Here is a 19,536-nt window from a genome sequence, read left to right on the forward strand (position 1 = left end):
CGAAATTCACCGCTCCCTGCGTGCCGGCCCCGGGGCCGGGCGCGCTGTGGTTCGTCGTCGTGGCAGCACCCGGGCCAGTCGTCTCCTGATCCGGGAGTTCTTGCTCCGGGCGGCCAGCGCCGCCTTCGCGCCCGAGGTGCTGCGCGCCAGGCACAGCAGCACACCGATCGCGGACATGGCCGACAGCATGGCGGAACCGCCGTAGGAGAACAGCGGGAGCGGGACGCCCGCGATGGGCAGCAGTCCCAGCGCCGACCCCAGGTTGATCATGGCCTGCGCCATGATCCAGGTGGTGACGGCTCCCGCGGCGTACCTGACGAAGGGGTCCTTCGTACCGATGGCCACACGGATACCCGCGTAGCCTAGTGCCGCGAAGAGACCGATCACCGACAGCGTCCCCACCAGGCCCAGTTCCTCGCCGGTCGCGGCGAAGATGAAGTCGGTGTGCGCCTCGGGCAGCTGGCCCCATTTCTCCACGCCGGCACCGAGACCGGTGCCGAAGCCTCCGCCGAGCGCGAACGAGTACACGCCGTGCAGCGCCTGGAAGCAGGCCCCGTCCGGGTCGGGCTTGGTGACGCCGATGCAGCCCAGGCGCTCCGCCCGGTGCGGGACGGTGATCACCAGCGCGGTGCAGACGACCACGGCCACCCCGACGGTGGCCACGAACAGCCGCAGCGGCGCGCCGACCATCCAGAGCAGCGCGAACAGCATCGCCACCAGGATCATCGAGGTGCCCATGTCGCCGCCGAGCATGATCAGCGCGAGCAGCAGCAGGGCGCCCGGCACCAGCGGGACGAGCAGGTGCTTCCAGGTGGTGAGGGTGCCGGCCTTCTGCTTGCGGGCGAGCAGGTCGGCGCCCCAGAGCACCAGCGCGAGCTTGGCGAACTCCGAGGGCTGGAACTGGAAGAAGCCGAAGTCCAGCCAGTTCTGGTTGCCGTTGATCCGCACCCCGATGCCGGGTACGGCGACCAGCGCGAGCGCGCCGATCACCCCGAACATCACCGGGTAGACGATCACCCGCAGCACCGCCAGCGGCACGGAGGCGAAGCCGATCAGCAGGACCAGGCCGAGGATGGCCGCGATCAGCTGCTTGAGGAAGTAGTACTGCGCCGAGTGGTGCTGGCCCAGGGCGAGGATCTGCGAGGCCGAGAAGACCATCATCAGGCCGAGCACCACCAGCAGCAGCGTCGTGCCGATGACGAGCAGGTAGGGCGTGAGCGGCCGGTCCAGCCAGTACCGCACCCGGTACCGGAAGGCCCGTACCCGGGCCAGCGGTCCGGCCGACTTGTACTTGGTCGTGGTGGCCGAGATCACGCGCCACGGCTCGGCGGCCTCCCGCTCCGGTGCTCCGGAACCCGCCCTGCCCTGCCCAGCCACTCCCCGCTCACTCTCTCTTCACGGCTCACCCGCCGCCGGGCCGCTCCCGGCCCGGTACGGCCCTTCGGCTCACTCCCCGCGGTCCGCCAGCTGCCGGACCTCGGCGGCGAAGAGGTCGCCGCGCTCGCCGTAGTTGGTGAACATGTCCATCGAGGCGCAGGCCGGTGCCAGCAGCACCGTGTCACCCGGCCGGGCGAGCGAGGCGGCCGTCCGGACGACCTCCGCCATCGCCACCGCGCCAGTCTGGCCCTCGGCCGCCTCGATCACCGGGACATCCGGAGCGTGTCGCTCCAGCGCCTCCCGGATCAGCGCGCGGTCCTCGCCGATCAGCACGGCGGCGCGCAGCCGCCCGGCCGCGCCCTGGACCAGGTCGTCGAAGGTCGCGCCCTTGGCCAGGCCGCCGGCGATCCAGACGACCGGCCGGTAGGCGGCCAGCGAGGCGGCGGCGGCGTGGGTGTTGGTGGCCTTGGAGTCGTCGATGTAGGTGACCTCGTCGACCACGCCGACCTCGGCGATCCGGTGGGCGTCCGGGCGGAAGGCCCGCAGGCCCTCCCGGACGGCCTTCGGCTCGACGCCGTACGCCCGGGCCAGCGCCGCCGCGGCGAGCGCGTTGGCGATGTTGTGCGGGGCAGCGGGGCGGCGCGCAGCGCCTTCCTCGGAAGGGTGGTGGTGGGCGACGGGTGGGCTGACGTCCTCGACGGTGCCCAGCTCGGCCGCGTTCTTGGCCCGGTCGGCCACGAACGCGCGGTCCACCAGCAGCCCGTCCACCACGCCGAGGTTCGACAGGGCGGGCGCGCCGAGGCCGAAGCCGATCGCCCGGCAGCCCTCCTCGACGTCGGCCTCGCGGACCAGCGCCTCGGTGGCCGGGTCGGCCAGGTTGTACACGCAGGCGACGGTGTTGCCCTGGTAGATCCGGCCCTTGTCGGCGGCGTACGCCTCCATCGAGCCGTGCCAGTCGAGGTGGTCGGGGGCCAGGTTGAGCACGACCGCCGAGTGCGGGCGCAGCGAGGGCGCCCAGTGCAGCTGGTAGCTGGAGAGCTCGACGGCGAGCACGTCGTACGGCTCCTCGGCGAGGACCGCGTCCAGGACCGACACCCCGACGTTGCCGACGGCGGCGGTGCGCTTCCCGGCGGCGGTGAGGATCGAGGCGAGCATCTGGACGGTGGTGGTCTTGCCGTTGGTGCCGGTGACGGCCAGCCAGGGGGCGGGCTCGCCGGTGGCGGGCAGCGGCCGGCGCAGGCGCCAGGCGAGTTCGACGTCGCCCCAGACCTCGATGCCGGCCGCCGCGGCGGCGGCGAACAGCGGGCGGTCGGGCGCCCAGCCGGGCGAGGTGACGACCAGCCGGGTGCCCTCGGGCAGGCTGTCGCCGTCGCCGAGGCGGACGGTGACGCCGAGCGCCTCCAGCTCGGCGGCCCGGGCGGTCAGGCCCGCGCCGCTGCCGCCGTCCACCACGGTGACGCGGGCGCCGAGGCCGTGCAGGACGCGCGCGGCGCTGATGCCGGAGACACCGAGCCCGGCGACGACGACGGGCAGGTTCGCAAAGTCAGGGTTCGTCATCCGGTCCGGTATCCCGCGTAGAAGAGGCCGAGGCCGACGGCCACGCAGAGTCCCTGGATGATCCAGAACCGGACCACGACCAGGACTTCGCTCCAGCCCTTGAGTTCGAAGTGGTGCTGCAGTGGCGCCATCTTGAAGACGCGCTTGCCGGTCATCCGGAACGAGCCGACCTGGATGATCACCGACAGGGTGATGATCATGAAGAGGCCGCCGAGCAGGATCAGCAGCAGCTCGGTGCGCGAGCAGATCGCCAGGCCGGCCAGGGCGCCGCCGAGGGCGAGCGAGCCGGTGTCGCCCATGAAGATCTTGGCGGGCGAGGTGTTCCACCAGAGGAAGCCGAAGCAGGAGCCCATCAGGGCGGCGGCGACCACCGCGAGGTCCAGCGGGTCGCGGACGTCGTAGCAGCTGACGGTCGCGGTGACGGAGTAGGCGCAGCTCTGCCCGTACTCCCAGACGCCGATGAAGGTGTAGGCGCCGAAGGCCATCACCGAGGCACCGGTGGCGAGGCCGTCCAGACCGTCCGTCAGGTTCACGCCGTTGGAGGTCGCGGCGATCATGAAGTAGGCGAAGATGACGAACAGCACGGGGCCGATCGACCAGCCGTAGTCCCGGACGAAGGACAGGTGCTGGGACGCCGGGGTGAGCCCGCGGTCGTCCTGGAACTGCAGCGCCAGCACGGCGAAGGCCAGGCCGACGATGGACTGGCCGGCCAGCTTCGCCTTGGCCCGCAGACCGAGCGAGCGGCGCTTGACCACCTTGATGTAGTCGTCCAGGAAGCCGACCAGGCCCAGACCGGTCGTCAGGAAGAGCACCAGCAGGCCGGAGGCCGTCGGGCTCTCGCCCGTTATCGCCTTGGTCCCGAAGTAGGCGATCAGGGTCGCCAGGATGAAGGCGATGCCGCCCATGGTGGGCGTGCCCTTCTTGCTGTGGTGCGCCTTCGGCCCGTCGTCGCGGATGTACTGGCCGTAGCCCTGCCGGGCGAGCAGCTTGATCAGGGCGGGGGTACCGACCAGCGACAGGATCAGGCCGATCATGCCGGAGAAGAGGATCTGCTTCATTACGCGGCCACACCGTCCGAGAGGAGGGCCTCGGCCACCTTCTCCAGCCCCACCGAACGGGACGCCTTCACCAGGACCACATCCCCCGGCCGAAGTTGACTGCGCAGCAGCTCGACCGCCGCGTCCGCGTCGGACACCAGCACCGACTCCTCACCCCACGAACCTTCGTTCCTCGCGCCGAGTTCCATGCAGGCCGCCTCGCGTCCACCGACCGCCACCAGCTTGGTGACGTCCAGTCGGACGGCGAGCCGCCCGATGGCGTCGTGCTCGGCCAGGCTCTCCTCGCCGAGCTCCCGCATCTCGCCGAGCACCGCCCAGGTGCGGCGGCGCTCCGGGCCGCGTCCCCCCATCGAGACCAGCGCCCGCAACGCGGCCCGCATCGAGTCGGGGTTCGCGTTGTAGGCGTCGTTGACGACGGTGACACCATCGGCCCGGTCGACGACCTCCATGCGCCAGCGGGACAGCGCACCCGCTTCGCCCAGGGCGGTCGCGGTGTCGTCGACGGACATCCCGAGCTCCACCGCCACCGCAGCGGCGGCGAGGGCGTTCGAGACGTGGTGCTCACCGTACAGGCGCAGCTGCACGGGCGCGGAACCGGCCGGGGTGGTGAGCGTGAAGGATGGCCGTCCGGCGGCGTCCAGCCGAACGTTCGTCGCCCGGACGTGGGCATCCGGGGATTCCCCGAACAGGACCACCTTCGCCCTGGTACGGCCGGCCATCGCGCGCACCAGCCGGTCGTCCGCGTTGAGGATCGCGGCGCCGTCGGCGGGCAGCGCCTCGACGAGTTCGCCCTTGGCCTCGGCGATCGCCTCCTGCGAGCCGAACTCGCCGACGTGCGCGGTGCCGACGTTCAGCACCACGCCGATCCGGGGCGGCGTGATCGAGGTGAGGTACTCGATGTCGCCCTTGTGCCGGGCGCCCATCTCCATGACCAGGTGCCGGGTGCCGGGCTCGACCCGCAGCGCGGTCATCGGGTGGCCGATCTCGTTGTTGAGCGAGCCGGGCGGGTAGACCGTGTCGCCGAGGCGCTGCAGCAGCTGGGCGATCAGGTCCTTGGTGCTGGTCTTGCCGGCCGAGCCGGTCAGCGCGACGACGGCGGTGCCCTCGGCGCGGGCGACCACGGCCCGGGCCAGCTTGCCGAGCGCGTCCACCACACTGTCGACCAGGACGGCGGGCACGCCGACCGGGCGGTCGGCCAGCACCGCGACGGCGCCGGCCCCGACCGCGACGTCCGCGTAGTCGTGGCCGTCCACGCGCTCGCCGACGAAGGCCGCGAACAGGCCGCCGGGGCGCACCTTCCGCGAGTCGACCTCGACCGGGCCGGTCACCAGGGCGCCGGGGTCGGCGCCGTCCAGGGTGCCCCCGACTGCGGCGGCCACCTCGGCGAGGGTCAGTGCGATCACTGCTGCTCTACTCCTCGGTCGCCCCGGGCGGCCGTGGTCTGCGTGATGGATTCGCGCAGCACCTCCCGGTCGTCGAAGGGGCGGATCTCGTCTCGTACGTACTGGCCAAGTTCGTGGCCCTTGCCGGCCACCAGCACGGTGTCCCCGGCGTGGGCGCGGGCGACGGCGATCCGGATCGCCTCGGCCCGGTCGGGGACGACCAGGACGGTCCCGCGCTCGGCCTCGGGCACCGCGGCGGCGCCGGTCAGCATGCTGGCGAGGATCGCCAGCGGGTCTTCGCTGCGCGGGTTGTCGCTGGTCAACAGGGCGGTGTCGGCGAGCCGGGCGGCGATGGCGCCCATCGGGCCGCGCTTGTGCGGGTCCCGGTCTCCGCCGCAGCCGACGACGACGTGCAGCCGGCCCTTGGTGACCTCGCGCAGCGAGCCGAGGACGGCCTGGAGGGCGTCCGGCTTGTGCGCGTAGTCGACCACGGCGACGAACGCCTGTCCGGCGTCCACCCGCTCCAGCCGACCCGGCACGCCGGGCACCGCGGCGACGCCGGCCACGGCCCGCTCCAGCGGCAGGCCGGCGGCGACCAGCAGGGTGATCGCGGCGAGCGCGTTGGCCACGTTGAACGGGCCGGGCAGCGGCACGGCCGCGTCGGCCTCGGCGCCGTCCGGGCCGAGCACCCGGAAGGTGGAGCCGACCGGGCCGAGCTGGACGTCCACGGCCCGCCAGTCGGCCTCGACGGCGCCGGTGGCGGAGAAGGTGGTCACCGGGATCTTGGCCTCGGCGGCCAGCCGGCGGCCGTACTCGTCGTCCACGTTGACCACGCCGTGGCGGGACTTGCCGGGCTGGAAGAGCCGGGCCTTCGCCTGGAAGTAGTCCTCCATGTCCGGGTGGAAGTCGAGGTGCTCGGGGGTGAGGTTGTTGAACAGGGAGACGTCGTACGTCACCCCGTCGGTGCGGCCGTAGACCAGCGCGTGGCTGGAGACCTCCATGGTCACCGCGTCCGCGCCGCGCTCGGCCATCACGCCGAGGATCGCGTGCAGGTCGGTGGCCTCGGGGGTGGTGCGCTCGCTCTTGATCCGCTCGTCGCCGACCCGCATCTCGACGGTGCCGATCACCCCGGGGGCGCGCCCGGCGCCGAGCAGGCCGCCCTCGACCAGGTAGGACGTGGTGGTCTTGCCGTTGGTGCCGGTCAGCCCGATCATCAGCAGCCGCTCGGAGGGGCGGCCGTAGACGGCTGCCGCGAGCTCGCCCATCCGGGCCCGCGGCCGGTCGACGACCAGCAGCGGCAGGCCGGTGCCGGCCGCCAGCTCGGCGCCGGCCGGGTCGGTGAGCAGCGCCGCCGCGCCCGCCGCCGCGGCCTGGGCCGCGAAGGCCGCGCCGTGGTGGTTGGCGCCGGGGAAGGCCACGTACACGTCGCCGGGGCGCACCGCCCGGGAGTCGTGGGTGACGCCGCTGACGAGGCCCCCCTCGACGGGATCGAGGCCCAGCTGGCGGGCCAGTTCGGCGAGCGGCAGGGCGGCGGTCCCGGCCGGGCGGGGCGGACTCACGGTGATTTGATCGGGTTTCGGCACGGCGGGAAGGCTATCCGCCGAAGGGTGTCCAGGGCCAAACCGGCCCTTCGCCGCGCCGCCGTCCGGCCCGACCCGCTCGTTGCTCATACTCGCTCACGGCTTCCACTCGACGGGCAGGTTGGGCGCCTGGCTGCCGCTGGGCGGGACCTGCATGGTCTTCAGGGTGAACTCCATCACCTGCTTGAACACCGGTCCGCACAGCTGGCCGCCGAAGTGGCCGTTGACCGGCCCCTGGAGGGTGCAGGAGACGGTGTACCGGGGGGCGTCGGCGGGGGCGAAGCCGATGAAGGAGGCGGTGTAGCCGTCGTAGCCCTTGCCGTTGGCGGCCCCCCGGTTGGCGGTGCCGGTCTTGCCGGCGACCCGGTAGCCGGGGATGGCGGCCTTGCCGCCGGTGCCCTGCTCGTCGTCGACGACCGACTCCAGCATCGAGGTGAGGGTCTTGGCGGTCTGTTCGCTGACCACCTGGGTCTGCTCGCCCGGCGGGGTCGCGGTGTACTTGCCGTCCGGACTGGTGGTGCCCTGGACGATGCTGGGCGCGACCCGGACGCCGCCGTTGGCGATGGTCGAGTACACCGAGGTGGCCTGCAGCGCGTTCATCTGCAGCGGGCCCTGGCCGAAGGCGATGTTGTACTTCTCCGAGGCGACCAGGTCCCCCGGCTTCTTGAGCATCCCAGGGGTCTCGCCGGGGAAGTTCAGACCGGTCGGCTGGCCCACGCCGAACTTGCGCATGTAGCCGTCCAGCGTCTTGTTGACCTCCGACTGGTCGGCGCCGAGGGTCTCGACCGCCTCGATGGTGCCGATGTTGGAGGACTTGGCCAGCACCCCGGCCAGGGTCAGGTACCAGTCGCCGTGCTCGACGTCGTCCTTGAACTGCTGGCCGGCCCGGACCAGCCGGTTGGGCACGGTGACCTTGGTGTCCCAGTTGGCCTTGCCGGTGTCCAGGACGGCGGCCAGGCTCATCAGCTTGGCGGTGCTGCCCGGCTCGTACGCGTCGACCAGCGCGGCGTTGCCCATCTGGGACTGCTTGGCGGTGCTCAGGTCGTTCGGGTTGAAGCCGGGCGCGGTGGCCATCGCCAGGACCTGACCGGTCTTCACGTCCTGGACGACGACGTAGCCCTTCTCCGCCCCGGAGTTGGCGACCTGGTCGGTGAGCGCCCGCTGGGCGGCCCACTGGATGTCCCGGTTGATGGTCAGCTTCACGTCGGTGCCGGGCACGGCCGGGTCCATCGAGCCCCCGGCGGTGGGCACCAGCCGGCCGCCCGCCTGGGCGTAGCTGCTGTGCCCGTCCTTGCCGGCCAGCTGCTTCTGGTACTGGAGCTCCAGGCCGCCGGCGCCCTCGCCCTCACCGTTGACGAAGCCGACCAGGTTGGCGGCCAGGCCGTCGGCGGGGTAGATCCGCTTCTGGGTCTCCCGGTTGAACACCCCGGCCAGCGGGTTGGCGCACTCGTTGTCGACCCGGGTGCGTCCGCCCTGGTCGGCGGCCTTGGTCAGCAGCCGCTTCTGGGCCTGGCAGGTCCGCGAGCCGGCCTGCTTCTCCAGGCCCGCCTTGAGGTCGCTGATCTGGCTCTTGGTGGCCGGGGTCTGCTGGGCGGCGAGCCGCTTGTAGCGGGTCTTGGGGGTGTGCAGGTCGGCGGCGATCTTGTCCTTGGGCACGCCGAGGATCGGCGCCAGCAGGGCGGCCGCCTGCTCCGGGGCGTCCGGGATGCCGGTCGCCGCCGGGGTGAACATCGCCGGGTCGGCGGTGATGTCGTACGCGTCGACGGTGGCGGCCAGCGCCACCCCGTCGGAGGACGTTATCGAGCCGCGCTCGGCGGTGATCGGGATGTTCAGGTAGCGGTTGGTGTTGGCGTCGGCGGCCAGCGCGTCGGAGTCCAGCAGCTGGAGCTGCACCAGGCGGCCGGCGAACACCGAGAACACCAGCGACATCACCACGGTGATCACCCGCAGGCGGCGCTTGGGCTCGGCCAGCCGGAGCGCCTTGGGGCGCAGCGGGCGGCGCGGCCGGACGGCGGCCTGGCTCCGGGCCGGCGGGCGGCCCTCGGGGCGGCGCTGCTGCGGTGCCCGGGGCGTACGGGCGGCGGCGGCCTTGGCGGGCTGGCCCTTGGCCGGCTGCCCCTTCGCGGACTGTCCCTTGACGGGTTGTCCCTTCGCGGGCTGGGCCTTGCCGGCGGACTGGCCGCGCGGCGCGGCCGCGCGGGGCGCGGCGCCCTTGGGCGGCTGGCGGCGGCCGTTGCCGGAGCCTCCGGACGGCTGACGTGGCGTGCTCATCGGCCCGCACCTCCGGTCGACGGCGCGGCCGGGGAGGCCGGGTTGATCTGGACCACGGAGTCACCGGCCGTCGCCGCCGGGCTCGGCGCGCCCGGGGGGGCGCTCGCCGGGGGCGCACCCGCCGGGGCGCTCGGCGCCGGCTGCTTCATCGGCCACGGGTCGACCGTCGAGCGCTTGACCGGCGGGCTGTCCTGCGCCGGTCCGGGCGTGCCGATCACCTTGCCGCCGTTCGGGACGTCCAGGAAGGCCATCCCGCCGGCCGGGACCATGCCCAGCTCGGCGGCCCGCCGCGCCAACGCGTCCGGCGCCGAGCTCTGGTCGATCTGGTGCTGGAGGCCCTGCTTCTCGTCGGTCGCCACGGTGGTCTGCTTCTGCAGCCGGGACAGTTCGAAGGAGCCCTCGTTGAGCGCCGTGTTCAGCGCCAGCAGCCCGAGCAGCCCCGCCGCGAGCAGCACCACCACGAGCACCGCGAACGGCGTGCGGCCCCGCACCGGACGCCGCCCCGGCCGGACCGTGATCCGCGCCCTGCCCTGTCCGGGGAACGATCCCCGCCCCGCCCGGACCCCACCGGCCACCGGCCCCACTGCTCTCCTCCGCCCTTCGGACCCCGCCGGGGCCAACGTTTCAGCCCCGCTTGCTACGGTCCCTGATCCTCTCCGCCACCCGCAGCCGTACGGGCGCGGCGCGCCGGTTCTCCTCGATCTCCTCCTCCGTGGCCAGCTCGGCACCACGGGTGATCAGCTTGAGCCAGGGCTGGTGCTCCTCCGGGATGAACGGCAGCCCCGGCGGCGCGGTGTTGGTCGACCCGGCGGCGAAGTACTGCTTCACCAGCCGGTCTTCCAGCGACTGGTAGGACATCACGACCATCCGACCGCCGATCGCCAGGGCCTCCAGCGCACCGGGAATCGCCCGGTCCAGGACCTCCAGCTCGCCGTTGACCTCGATCCGCAGCGCCTGGAACGTCCGCTTGGCCGGGTTCCCGCCGGTCCGGCGGGTCGCCGCCGGAATGGCGTTCCGCACCAACTCGACCAGACGCGCGCTGTTGGTGAACGGTTCCTTCTCCCGCTCCCGGAGGATCACCGAGGCGATCTTCCCGGCGAACCGCTCCTCGCCGTAGACCTTGAGGATCCGGGCCAGGGCACCGTGGCTGTAGGTGTTCAACACCTCCGCCGCGCTGATCCCCCGGGTCTGGTCCATCCGCATGTCCAGCGGCGCGTCCTGCGCGTACGCGAAACCGCGATCGGCCTCGTCCAGCTGCATCGAGGAGACGCCGAGGTCGAACAGGACGCCGTCCACCCGGTCGATGTCCAGGCGCTCCAGCACCTCGGGGATCTCGTCGTAGACGGCGTGCACCAGGGTGGCCCGGTCTCCGAAGGGCGCCAGCCGCTCGCCGGAGAGCTTCAGCGCCTGCGGGTCGCGGTCCACCGCGACCAGCCGCACCTCGGGGAACTGGGTGAGCAGCGCCTCGCTGTGCCCGCCGAGGCCGAGGGTGGCGTCCACCACCACCGCCCCGGGGCGCGAGATCGCCGGAGCCAGGGCGTCCATGCACCGCTGCAGCATGACCGGAACGTGCTTGGGGCCCGGATCGTTGGTGGTCATGCGCGGTGGCGCCCTTCCTCAGGTGCGGAGCAGCCCGACGACCGGGAGCTCCGACCATTCTCGCCCACCACTGCACGACGCGACGACGCGGCCCGTGGTCCCCGCCCGCTCCAGGGGGAAGATCGTGACCGCCCGGCGCCGGGGAAGGTGCGCCAGGTGGGCACGGAGCGGGTGGAGGCCACGGGCCGCATCAACCGGGCCACCCAGGCCGGAAAAGCCCGGTTGACGGGATCCGGCGGGTGTGCTCCACTGCGCCGCAAACTCTATCGCGCGGGCCCCGCCAGTCAATGGTCCGCTCCGGCGCACCACCCGGGCGGCGGTACGGATCACCGCAGGTCGCAGCCATGGGAGTGGCCCCGCGGAGGTGCCGGCCGGGGGCCCGCGGGAGCGGCCGCGCGCCCCACCCGCGCACCCGCCCCGCGGGCGCTCCGGGACCAGCCCGGACAAACCCTCCCGAACGCGTGGAACGGTCCGCCTGTTGTGGCTATGCGCTCGATCACAGCGGCCCGATCTGTAGCTCTCCTCCCCACCGCGGACGCCCGAATCGCACTAACGTCGCCACCATGACAGTGACCCCCGACCGGCCGACGCCGACCGACGCTGCCGACTCCCCGCGACCCGCCATCATCGACCGCTTCGTCACGGACAACCGCGAGTACGCCGTGACCTTCCGGGACGGCGGCATGGACGCCCGCCCGGTCCAGAAGATCGCCGTGGTGGCGTGCATGGACGCCCGCCTCGACCTGTTCGCGGCGCTCGGCCTCGAACTGGGCGACGCCCACGTCATCCGCAACGCGGGCGGCGTCGTCACCGACGACACCATCCGCTCCCTCACCATCAGTCAGCGCGCCCTCGGCACCCGCTCGGTCGCGCTGATCCACCACACCGGCTGCGGCCTGCTCGGGCTGACCGAGGACTTCCGCCGCGAGCTGGAGCTGGAGGTCGGCCAGCGCCCGCAGTGGGCGGTGGAGGCCTTCGTCGACCTCGACGGCGACGTCCGCCAGTCCATGCAGCGGGTCCGCACCTCGCCCTTCCTGCTGCACACCGACGACGTCCGCGGCTTCGTCTTCGACGTCCACACCGGGCTCCTGCGCGAAATCCACTGAACCCCGTACCCGCACCACCGCCCCGCACCGCGCACCGCCCGGCCAACGGCGTCCGGGCATCCGGGGCCGTCCCGAGGGTGACTTCTGGTCACCGGTCAGGGGAGAATGCGCCTGCCGGTCAGACCCCGAACCACCTGGGGCGGCCAGGCCGCAGGCCGCTACCCCGGCACCGGATTCCCGACGGAACCGCCCCCGGGAAGGCCGCGTCAAGCATGGGGTGGGGTCCGGCCTCGGGGTGAGGCGGGCACAGGGTGCCAGGGAGCGTATACGGGTGACGAGCTACAGCGATCAGGCCGGTCTCGGCAGTCCTGCGGGGGGCGGCCAGGGGACGGACGGGTACCACCGGGCCGGACTTCCCGAGCTCGCCGCGGTCGTGGACCGGATCCGCGCCAACATCGAGAGCGTGATCGAGGGCAAGCCGGAGGCCGTCCGGGTCGCACTGACCGTCCTGCTCGCCGAGGGCCACCTGCTGCTGGAGGACGTGCCCGGCGTCGGCAAGACCATGCTGGCCAAGGCGCTCGCCCGCTCGGTCGACTGCACCGTCCGCCGCATCCAGTTCACGCCCGACCTGCTGCCCTCGGACGTCACCGGCACCAACATCTACGACCAGCACCAGCGCGACTTCGAGTTCCGCCCGGGCGCGATCTTCGCGCAGATCGTGGTCGGCGACGAGATCAACCGCGCCTCGCCCAAGACCCAGTCCGCGCTGCTGGAGTCGATGGAGGAACGCCAGGTCACCATCGACGGCACCAGCTACGAGCTGCCCTCGCCGTTCATGGTCGTGGCCACCCAGAACCCGGTCGAGATGGAGGGCACCTACCCCCTGCCGGAGGCCCAGCGGGACCGTTTCATGGCCCGGATCTCGATCGGCTACCCCAGCCCCGAGGCCGAGTTCGCGATGCTCGACGTGCACTCCGGCGCCAGCCCCCTGGAGGACCTCCAGCCGGTGGCGCACGCCGCCGACATCCTCAAGCTGGTCGACCTGGTGCGCAGCGTGCACATCGCCGACCCGGTCCGCCGCTACGCCGTCGACCTGGTCGGCGCCACCCGAACCAGCCACGAGCTGCGTCTGGGCGCCTCGCCGCGCGCCACCCTGCACCTGGTCCGGGCCGCCCGCGCCGCCGCCGCGCTCGACGGGCGCGACTACGTCACCCCGGACGACATCCAGCGCCTGGCCGTGCCCGTCCTCGCGCACCGCCTGATGCCGACCGCCGAGACCCAGCTCAGCCGCCGCACCGCCGAGCAGATCGTGACCGACCTGGTCGCCCGGCTGCCGCTGCCGCGCCCGCAGGGCGGCCCGGCCGTCCGGAGGGGCTGAGGTGGCCCCGTCCGACCCGACGTCAGGACTGCGGACCGGGCTGCGCGGCCTCACCACCCGGGGGCGCTCCTTCCTCGCCGCCGGCGTCACCGCGGTCGGCTGCGCCTACCTGCTCGACCAGGACGCGCTGCTGCGCGTCGGCGTGCTGCTCGCCGCGCTGCCGCTGGCCGCCGCGCTGGTGGTCGCCAACACCCGCTACCGGGTGGCCAGCGGCCGCCGGCTGAGCCCGCGTCGCGCGGTGGCCGGCCAGGAGGCCCGGGTCCACCTGCGGGTCGACAACGTCTCCCGGGTGCCCACCGGGCTGCTGCTCCTGGAGGACAAGGTCCCGTACGTGCTCGGGCCGCGCCCGCGCTTCGTGCTGGACCGGGTCGAGCCGCGCGGCCACCGCGAGGTCTCCTACCGGGTCCGCTCCGACCTGCGCGGCCGCTACCCGCTCGGGCCGCTCCAGCTGCGGCTGTCCGACCCGTTCGGGATGTGCGAGGTGAACCGTTCCTTCTCCGCCTCCGACGTCCTCACCGTCGTCCCCCAGGTCCAGGCCCTGCCGCACGTGCGGCTGAGCGGCGAGTGGGGCGGCCAGGGCGAGAGCCGTGCCCGCACCCTGGCGCTGGCCGGCGACGACGACGTGATCCTGCGCGAGTACCGGCCCGGCGACGACCTGCGCCGGGTGCACTGGAAGTCCACCGCCCGGTACGGCGAACTGATGGTGCGCCGCGAGGAGCAGCCGCAGCGGGCCCGCGCGACCGTCCTGCTGGACACCCGGGAGATCGGCCACCGCGGCATCGGCCCCGCCTCCTCCTTCGAGTGGGCCGTGAGCTGCGCCGCCTCGGTCGCCGTGCACCTGCTGGAGCGCGGCTACCAGACCCAGCTGCTCACCGACACCGGCCAGTGGGTGCCCGGCCCCGGCGCCGGCGGCGGCAACACCGCGGCCGACGCCTCCGGGCTGATCCTGGACGCGCTCGCGGTGGCCGACCTGTCCGACGGCGCCGGCCTCTCCCGCGCAGAGGAGCCGCTGCGCGCCGGCGGCGAGGGACTGCTGGTCGCCGTGCTCGGCGAACTCGACGAGGCGCAGACCGCCCGGCTGGCCCGGCTGCGCAGCCGCACCGGCGGGGCCGTCGCGTTCCTCCTCGACACCGGCACCTGGGCGGGCCTGCGGATGCTCGCCCCCGACACCGGCGGCGACGAGTTCCGCAACCGGGTCCGGCAGCTGCGCGAGGCCGGCTGGACCGTCCTGCCGGTCAGCTCCGGGGACTCCGTCCCGGACCTCTGGCAGGCCGCCGACGGCGCCAAGACGACCTCCCCCTACCGAGAAGAGGCCGGCGCGTGACCACCCGGGCCAAACTGACCGTCTACTCGGCGCTGGCCACCGCCCTCGCGTCGCTCTGCCTGACCCCGCTGCTCACCACCAGGAGCTGGATCACCCACGCCTTCCTGGTGATCGCGGTGATCGCGGCGGTCGGCGCGGGCCTGCGGCGGGCCCCGCTGTACCGCTGGACGGTGCCCGTCGGCCAACTGCTGGTGCTGTTCCTGCTGATCCTGATCGGCTTCGCCGGCTCCGGCTCGCTGCTGGGCGGCGTGGTGCCCGGGCCGTCCTCGCTGCGCGCCCTCGACCACGTCATCAACTCCGGCCTGGACGACATCCAGGTGTACGCCATCCCGGCGCCGCCCAACCCCGGCCTGCGGCTGATCCTGGTCACCTCGGTCGGCCTGGTCGCCGTCGTGGTGGACACCGTCGCCGTGACGTACCGGCGCTCGGCGCTGGCCGGGCTGCCGCTGCTGGCGCTGTACTCGGTCGGCAACGGGCTCTCCGGAGACCACGGCAGCTGGCTCTGGTTCGCCCTGGCGTCGGCCGGCTACCTGGTGCTGCTGTTCGCCGAGGGGCAGGACCGGGTCTCCCGCTGGGGCCGGGTCTTCCACGGCGGCTCGCGCGACGGGACGAGCTCCGGCCGGGTCAGCCCGGGCGGCCAGCAGGTCGGCGTCCTCGCGCTGGTCGCGGCGCTGCTGCTGCCGGTCGTCCTGCCGCACTGGGACTCCGGCCTGCTGAGCCCCGACTCCGGCGGGTCCTCGGGCAAGAGCTCCATCGGGTCGGCCACCAGCCTCGACCCGCTGGTCAGCCTGGAGTCGGCGGTCACCAAGCCCACCAACAACGAACTGCTCAGCTACACCCTGGACAGCGAGATCGCCGACCAGATCTACCTGCGCACCGGGGCGCTGGACCAGTTCGACGGCACCAACTGGCGGCTCGGCAGCACCACGGTCAACGACCTCCCGTCCTCCTTCCCCGCCCCCGAGGGCCTGCGGGACGCCAACCTCCCCCGGATCGAGGGCGACTTCCAGATCAGCGACCGGCTGGAGAAGAGCTGGCTGCCGATGCCCTACCCGGCCGCCTCCGTCCAGGTCCCCAACCGGTCCGACTGGAAGCTCGACCCGCTCACCCGCACCGTCCTGCCGACCAACGACCGGGCGATCCGCAGCCTGCGCTACCACGTCAGCGCGCTGGACGTGCGGCCCACCGCGAACGAGCTGCGCACCGCGTCGACCGCGCCGCAGGACATCCGGGACCACTACACCGGCCTCCCCCAGGACCTCCCGCCGGTCGTCGCGCAGCAGGCCCACGAGGTCACCGCCAAGGCGACGAACGACTACGACCGGGCGATGGCGCTGGTGAGCTGGTTCACCGGCCCGCAGTTCCAGTACGACACCGCGGTCAACGGCGGCACCGGCAGCAACGCGATCGCGGTCTTCCTGCGCGACCGCAAGGGCTTCTGCGTCCACTTCGCCTCCACCATGGCGGCGATGGCCCGCACCCTGAAGATCCCGTCCCGGGTGGCCGTCGGCTTCACCCCCGGCGACGCCAAGGGCGGCAACGTCTACTCGGTGACCGGCCGGATGTACCACGCCTGGCCCGAGCTGTACTTCTCGGGCTACGGCTGGCTGCGCTTCGAGCCCACCCCGAGCCGCGGCGTCCAGCCCCGCTACACCGAGCAGTCCACCACCCCGACCACCGCGCCGACCCAGCAGCCGACCGCCTCCGCGCAGAGCTCGGCGCCGGTCGCGGCGCCGACCGACAGCAAGGACTGCGACGCGAAGCAGCGCCAGCTGGGTGAGTGCGGCGGCAGGAGCAAGGCCGTCAGCAGCGCCGCCGAGGACTCCTGGCTGCTGTCCGGGCAGGTCCTGGGCAGCGCCGCCGTGGTGGTGCTGGTGATCGCGCTGCTGCTGGTGCCGATGCTCTGGCGGTCGGCGCTGCGCCGGCGCCGGCTCGGCCCCGGCGGCCGGCGCGGCCCCGGCGGCGGCCCGGCCGAGCTCACCGACGCCCAGGTGCTGGCCGCCTGGGACGAACTGATCGACTCCGCCTGGGACCTCGGAATTCCCCCGGACGAGTCACGCACCCCGCGCTCGGCCGCCCGGCGGATCACCGAGAAGGCCGAGCTGGACGCGGACTCGGCGGCGGCCGCCGGGCGGCTGGCGCTGGCCACCGAACGGGTGCTCTACGCCCCGGCCGGCCAGGTCACCACCGCCCCGCTGTCGGCGGACGTCCGGACCGCCCGGCAGGGCCTGCGGGCCACCGCCGGCCGGGCCGGGCGGACCAGGGCGGTGCTGCTGCCGCCGTCCTCGGCCCAGCTGTGGTGGCGGATCTCGGACGCCCTGCGGGCGGCCCGGGAGGCGGTCGGCACCAGCGTCGGCCGGGTGTCCGCCGCGGTCACCGGCCCGGTGCGGCGGGTGGTCTCCCGGCGCAAGCGCAAGCCGGAGTCCGAGCAGGCCTCCAGGGAGTCCTGAGCGGGGCCCGGGCGAACGGGCCGTCGCGCGGACGCGGGAACGCCGGGGCGGGCAGTCGATCGACTGCCCGCCCCGGCGTTCGTCCAGCGTGTGCGCGCCCCGGCGGGCGTGCCGTGCGCGGCTCAGAAGCCGCCGGCCTGCTCGTCCCGACGACGCTGCCAGCGCTGTTCCACCCGGTCCATCATCCCGGCCTTGCGGCGGGGCGCGGCGGCCGGCCGGGGGCCGGAGCCCTGGCCGGCGGGGCCGCGGCGCCAGCCGGTCACGGCGAACACCGCGCACCCGAGCATCACCAGGAAGCCCACGACGCTGACCCAGATCTGGTCGGGGACGACCATGCCGCCCATCAGCAGGCCGATGCCCACCACGAAGCCGGCAACGGCCAGGTACACCCGCCGGCGGGTGTAGGTGCGCAGCCCGGTTCCCTCAAGCGCCGTCGCGAATTTGGGATCTTCGGCATACAGCGCTCGCTCCATCTGGTCGAGCAGTCGCTGCTCGTGCTCCGAGAGCGGCACGGAGTCCTCCTACTCGTCGGTCGCGGGTGCGACCGGTCCGCCACCCCGGTCGGGGAGGCAAAGTCCAATCAGCCTTCGGGGCACACGGTCGGACGCCTGTGCGGGGGGACCCGGCCCGTGTCGTCCATATGCCCCACACATCCGGCTGTCATGCTTTCCGGCTTTACCCAGATCATACGGTCCGTGGGCCCGTTACGGAGTGGTCTGCGCCGCGTGGGACGGGCCACTTCGACCGGGCACGGCCGCACCCGGCTCAACGCCACGGGACGCGGACAAGTGCCCGAACGGGTGGAATCGGTTCGGACCTGGGCAGGTTCGGGACCACCCGGACGAGGCCGGGGGGCGTCCGGAAGGCGAACTGCCGCCGCACGGTGTGCGAACCGTACGGCGGCGGACGGTCCCGCGGCCGCTCAGGCCAGGGTGGCCAGCAGGTGCAGCTGGGTCGCCACGGCGTGGAACGCGGGCTGCTCGGCGGCGGCCTCCTCCAGCTTCAGCAGCGCCTCCATCGCGCCCGGCTCGGCGTCCACCAGCACCCCGGGGACCAGGTCGGCGAAGACCCGGACGCCGTGCACCGACTCCACCCGCAGACCCGCGCCCTCGGCCAGCCGGCCCAGCTCCTCGCCGGTGAAGCGGCGCGGCATCGGGTCCTGCTCGCCCCAGCGGCCGTCGGTCGCGGACAGCACCGTACGGGCCTCGGTGAAGTGGCCGGCCAGCGCGCGGGCCAGCACGGCGCCGTTGCGGTTGGCGGCCAGCAGGCTGACCAGGCCGCCCCGGCGCAGGGTGCCGGCCAGGCTGCCGAGCGCCTCCGCCGGGTCGTCCACGACCTCCAGCACGCCGTGGCAGAGCACCGCGTCCACGGTGCCGGGGGCGACCAGCTCGGGCAGCGTCTGGGTGTCGCCCTGGACGGCCCGGACCAGCTCCGTCACCCCGGCCTCGGCGGCCCGGCGCTCCAGCGCGAACAGCGCGTCCGGGCTGGGGTCGACCACGGTGACCCGGTGGCCGAGCTTGGCCACCGGCACGGCGAAGTTGCCGGTGCCGCCACCGGTGTCGACCACGTCGAGCACCGGCTGGTCCAGCTCGGCCGCCCGCTTCTCCAGGGCGGCCCGCACCACCTCCCACACCACGGCGGTACGCAGGGCACTGCGGGGACGCGTCGGGTACAAGGCGGGGCTCCTCGGCACATGCAGATCGATCAGGATGCCTCCACCTTAGACCGGGCGGGTGGCGGGGCCCGTCACCCCCGGCGGGTCGTCGCCGTCCAGCGGCAGCCGCGGGGCCGGCGGGGTCGGGCGCAGGCCGAGCAGGCGCTCGACCAGGCGCAGGAACAGGGCGGAGTTGCGGACCAGGTCGTCGGCGTCACGGGCCGAGGCGGCACCCCTGATCCCGGCCTCGGCGGCCGCCCGGCGGCGGGCGCCGGCGCCGTAGTAGAGCGCCCACTCGGCCAGCTCGGGGGCCACCTCGGGCAGCACCTCCCAGGCACTGCGGATGGCCTTGCGCCGGCGCGGGCTCTTCTCCGGCCGCCCCCGCACCGCGAGCACGGCCGCCACCGTGCGCAGCGCGGCCAGGTGGGCGGTGGCGTACCGCTCCAGCGGGTCCTCCAGCACGCGGGCCCGGGCGAGCGTGCGGTGGGCGTCGGCGAGCAGGTCGAGGGCGGCCGGCGGCGCGGCGGTCCGGCGCAGCACGGGGTGGACGTCCCCGCCACCCGGGCGCCCGCCCGGGGAGGACGGCGGGGCGGCGGAGTGGAGGCGGGCGGTGACGGGCTCAGGACGGCTGATGGTCATGGTCTCCCCCGTTCCGAGGCAGCGCGCGGACCGGGCGGTCCGTGCCCCTCCATCGTGAACGGGACCACTGACAACGCGGCCCGAAACGGGTGAGCGGCGGCGGGCACCGGCCTGTCCCCCCAGGTCCTGTGCCGCCGCCGTACGCCGCCGCTCCGCCGTTCCCCACAGGCGGCGGTGGCCAGCTCCCCCTTCCGGTGGCCGGTCTCCCCCCGGCCCGCTCC

Annotated in this window: 15 protein-coding genes; 4 read left to right on the forward strand and 11 right to left on the reverse strand. The window is 73.8% G+C overall.

What is annotated here, in order from left to right:
• Positions 1–6: 6 nt before the first annotated feature.
• From ftsW to rsmH, 8 genes are all read right to left on the reverse strand, one after another.
• Positions 7–1,272 carry a putative lipid II flippase FtsW gene (gene ftsW, locus AB0O82_RS12670; RefSeq protein WP_363583026.1) on the reverse strand — a complete coding sequence of 422 codons (1,266 nt, stop codon included), beginning with the start codon at positions 1,270–1,272 and terminating at the stop codon, positions 7–9.
• Between the two features lie 174 nt (positions 1,273–1,446).
• Positions 1,447–2,934 (reverse strand): UDP-N-acetylmuramoyl-L-alanine--D-glutamate ligase, encoded by a 1,488-nt coding sequence (gene murD, locus AB0O82_RS12675; RefSeq protein ID WP_363582924.1) that lies wholly within the window; start codon positions 2,932–2,934, stop codon positions 1,447–1,449.
• Positions 2,931–3,992 carry a phospho-N-acetylmuramoyl-pentapeptide-transferase gene (gene mraY / locus AB0O82_RS12680; RefSeq protein ID WP_350884360.1) on the reverse strand — a complete coding sequence of 354 codons (1,062 nt, stop codon included), beginning with the start codon at positions 3,990–3,992 and terminating at the stop codon, positions 2,931–2,933. The genes murD and mraY overlap by 4 nt, the downstream gene beginning before the upstream one ends.
• Positions 3,992–5,395 (reverse strand): UDP-N-acetylmuramoyl-tripeptide--D-alanyl-D-alanine ligase, encoded by a 1,404-nt coding sequence (murF, locus tag AB0O82_RS12685; protein WP_363582926.1) that lies wholly within the window; start codon positions 5,393–5,395, stop codon positions 3,992–3,994. The genes mraY and murF overlap by 1 nt, the downstream gene beginning before the upstream one ends.
• On the reverse strand, positions 5,392–6,957 hold the full coding sequence (locus AB0O82_RS12690) for a UDP-N-acetylmuramoyl-L-alanyl-D-glutamate--2,6-diaminopimelate ligase (RefSeq protein ID WP_063347240.1): 1,566 nt from the start codon (positions 6,955–6,957) through the stop codon (positions 5,392–5,394). Before AB0O82_RS12690 ends, murF begins: the two co-directional genes overlap by 4 nt.
• A 93-nt stretch (positions 6,958–7,050) precedes the next feature.
• Positions 7,051–9,225, reverse strand: a complete 2,175-nt coding sequence (locus AB0O82_RS12695) for a penicillin-binding protein 2 (protein ID WP_363582928.1) — start codon at positions 9,223–9,225, stop codon at positions 7,051–7,053.
• Entirely contained in the window at positions 9,222–9,716 is a 495-nt protein-coding gene (locus tag AB0O82_RS12700; RefSeq protein ID WP_363582930.1) for a hypothetical protein, read from the reverse strand. The genes AB0O82_RS12695 and AB0O82_RS12700 overlap by 4 nt, the downstream gene beginning before the upstream one ends.
• A gap of 133 nt (positions 9,717–9,849) precedes the next feature.
• Positions 9,850–10,824: a 16S rRNA (cytosine(1402)-N(4))-methyltransferase RsmH gene (rsmH, locus tag AB0O82_RS12705; protein ID WP_363582932.1), complete on the reverse strand. Its 975-nt coding sequence runs from the start codon at positions 10,822–10,824 to the stop codon at positions 9,850–9,852.
• A gap of 563 nt (positions 10,825–11,387) precedes the next feature.
• Here rsmH and AB0O82_RS12710 point away from each other — a divergent pair.
• The 4 genes from AB0O82_RS12710 to AB0O82_RS12725 all read left to right on the forward strand — a co-directional run bounded on the left by AB0O82_RS12710 (position 11,388) and on the right by AB0O82_RS12725 (position 17,022).
• Positions 11,388–11,930, forward strand: coding sequence for a carbonic anhydrase (locus AB0O82_RS12710; RefSeq protein WP_063347243.1), 543 nt, complete (start codon positions 11,388–11,390; stop codon positions 11,928–11,930).
• Between the two features lie 373 nt (positions 11,931–12,303).
• On the forward strand, positions 12,304–13,248 hold the full coding sequence (locus AB0O82_RS12715) for a MoxR family ATPase (RefSeq protein ID WP_363583028.1): 945 nt from the start codon (positions 12,304–12,306) through the stop codon (positions 13,246–13,248).
• 1 nt (position 13,249) lies between these two features.
• The gene (locus AB0O82_RS12720; protein ID WP_363582934.1) at positions 13,250–14,572 is read left to right on the forward strand and encodes a DUF58 domain-containing protein; all 1,323 of its coding nucleotides are present in this window, start codon (positions 13,250–13,252) and stop codon (positions 14,570–14,572) included.
• On the forward strand, positions 14,569–17,022 hold the full coding sequence (locus tag AB0O82_RS12725) for a DUF3488 and transglutaminase-like domain-containing protein (protein ID WP_363582936.1): 2,454 nt from the start codon (positions 14,569–14,571) through the stop codon (positions 17,020–17,022). The genes AB0O82_RS12720 and AB0O82_RS12725 overlap by 4 nt, the downstream gene beginning before the upstream one ends.
• A 122-nt stretch (positions 17,023–17,144) precedes the next feature.
• On the opposite strand, the gene AB0O82_RS12730 is transcribed toward AB0O82_RS12725, so the two are convergent.
• From AB0O82_RS12730 to AB0O82_RS12740, 3 genes are all read right to left on the reverse strand, one after another.
• Positions 17,145–17,534, reverse strand: coding sequence for a DUF3040 domain-containing protein (locus AB0O82_RS12730; protein WP_350884379.1), 390 nt, complete (start codon positions 17,532–17,534; stop codon positions 17,145–17,147).
• 410 nt (positions 17,535–17,944) lie between these two features.
• Complete coding sequence (locus AB0O82_RS12735) at positions 17,945–18,697, reverse strand: methyltransferase domain-containing protein (protein WP_363378597.1); 753 nt, start codon at positions 18,695–18,697, stop codon at positions 17,945–17,947.
• Positions 18,698–18,742: 45 nt separating this feature from the next.
• Positions 18,743–19,315 carry an SAV_6107 family HEPN domain-containing protein gene (locus AB0O82_RS12740; RefSeq protein WP_363582938.1) on the reverse strand — a complete coding sequence of 191 codons (573 nt, stop codon included), beginning with the start codon at positions 19,313–19,315 and terminating at the stop codon, positions 18,743–18,745.
• Between the last annotated feature and the right edge of the window lie 221 nt (positions 19,316–19,536).

Source organism: Kitasatospora sp. NPDC088264, from assembly GCF_040685715.1.
GTDB lineage: Bacteria > Actinomycetota > Actinomycetes > Streptomycetales > Streptomycetaceae > Kitasatospora.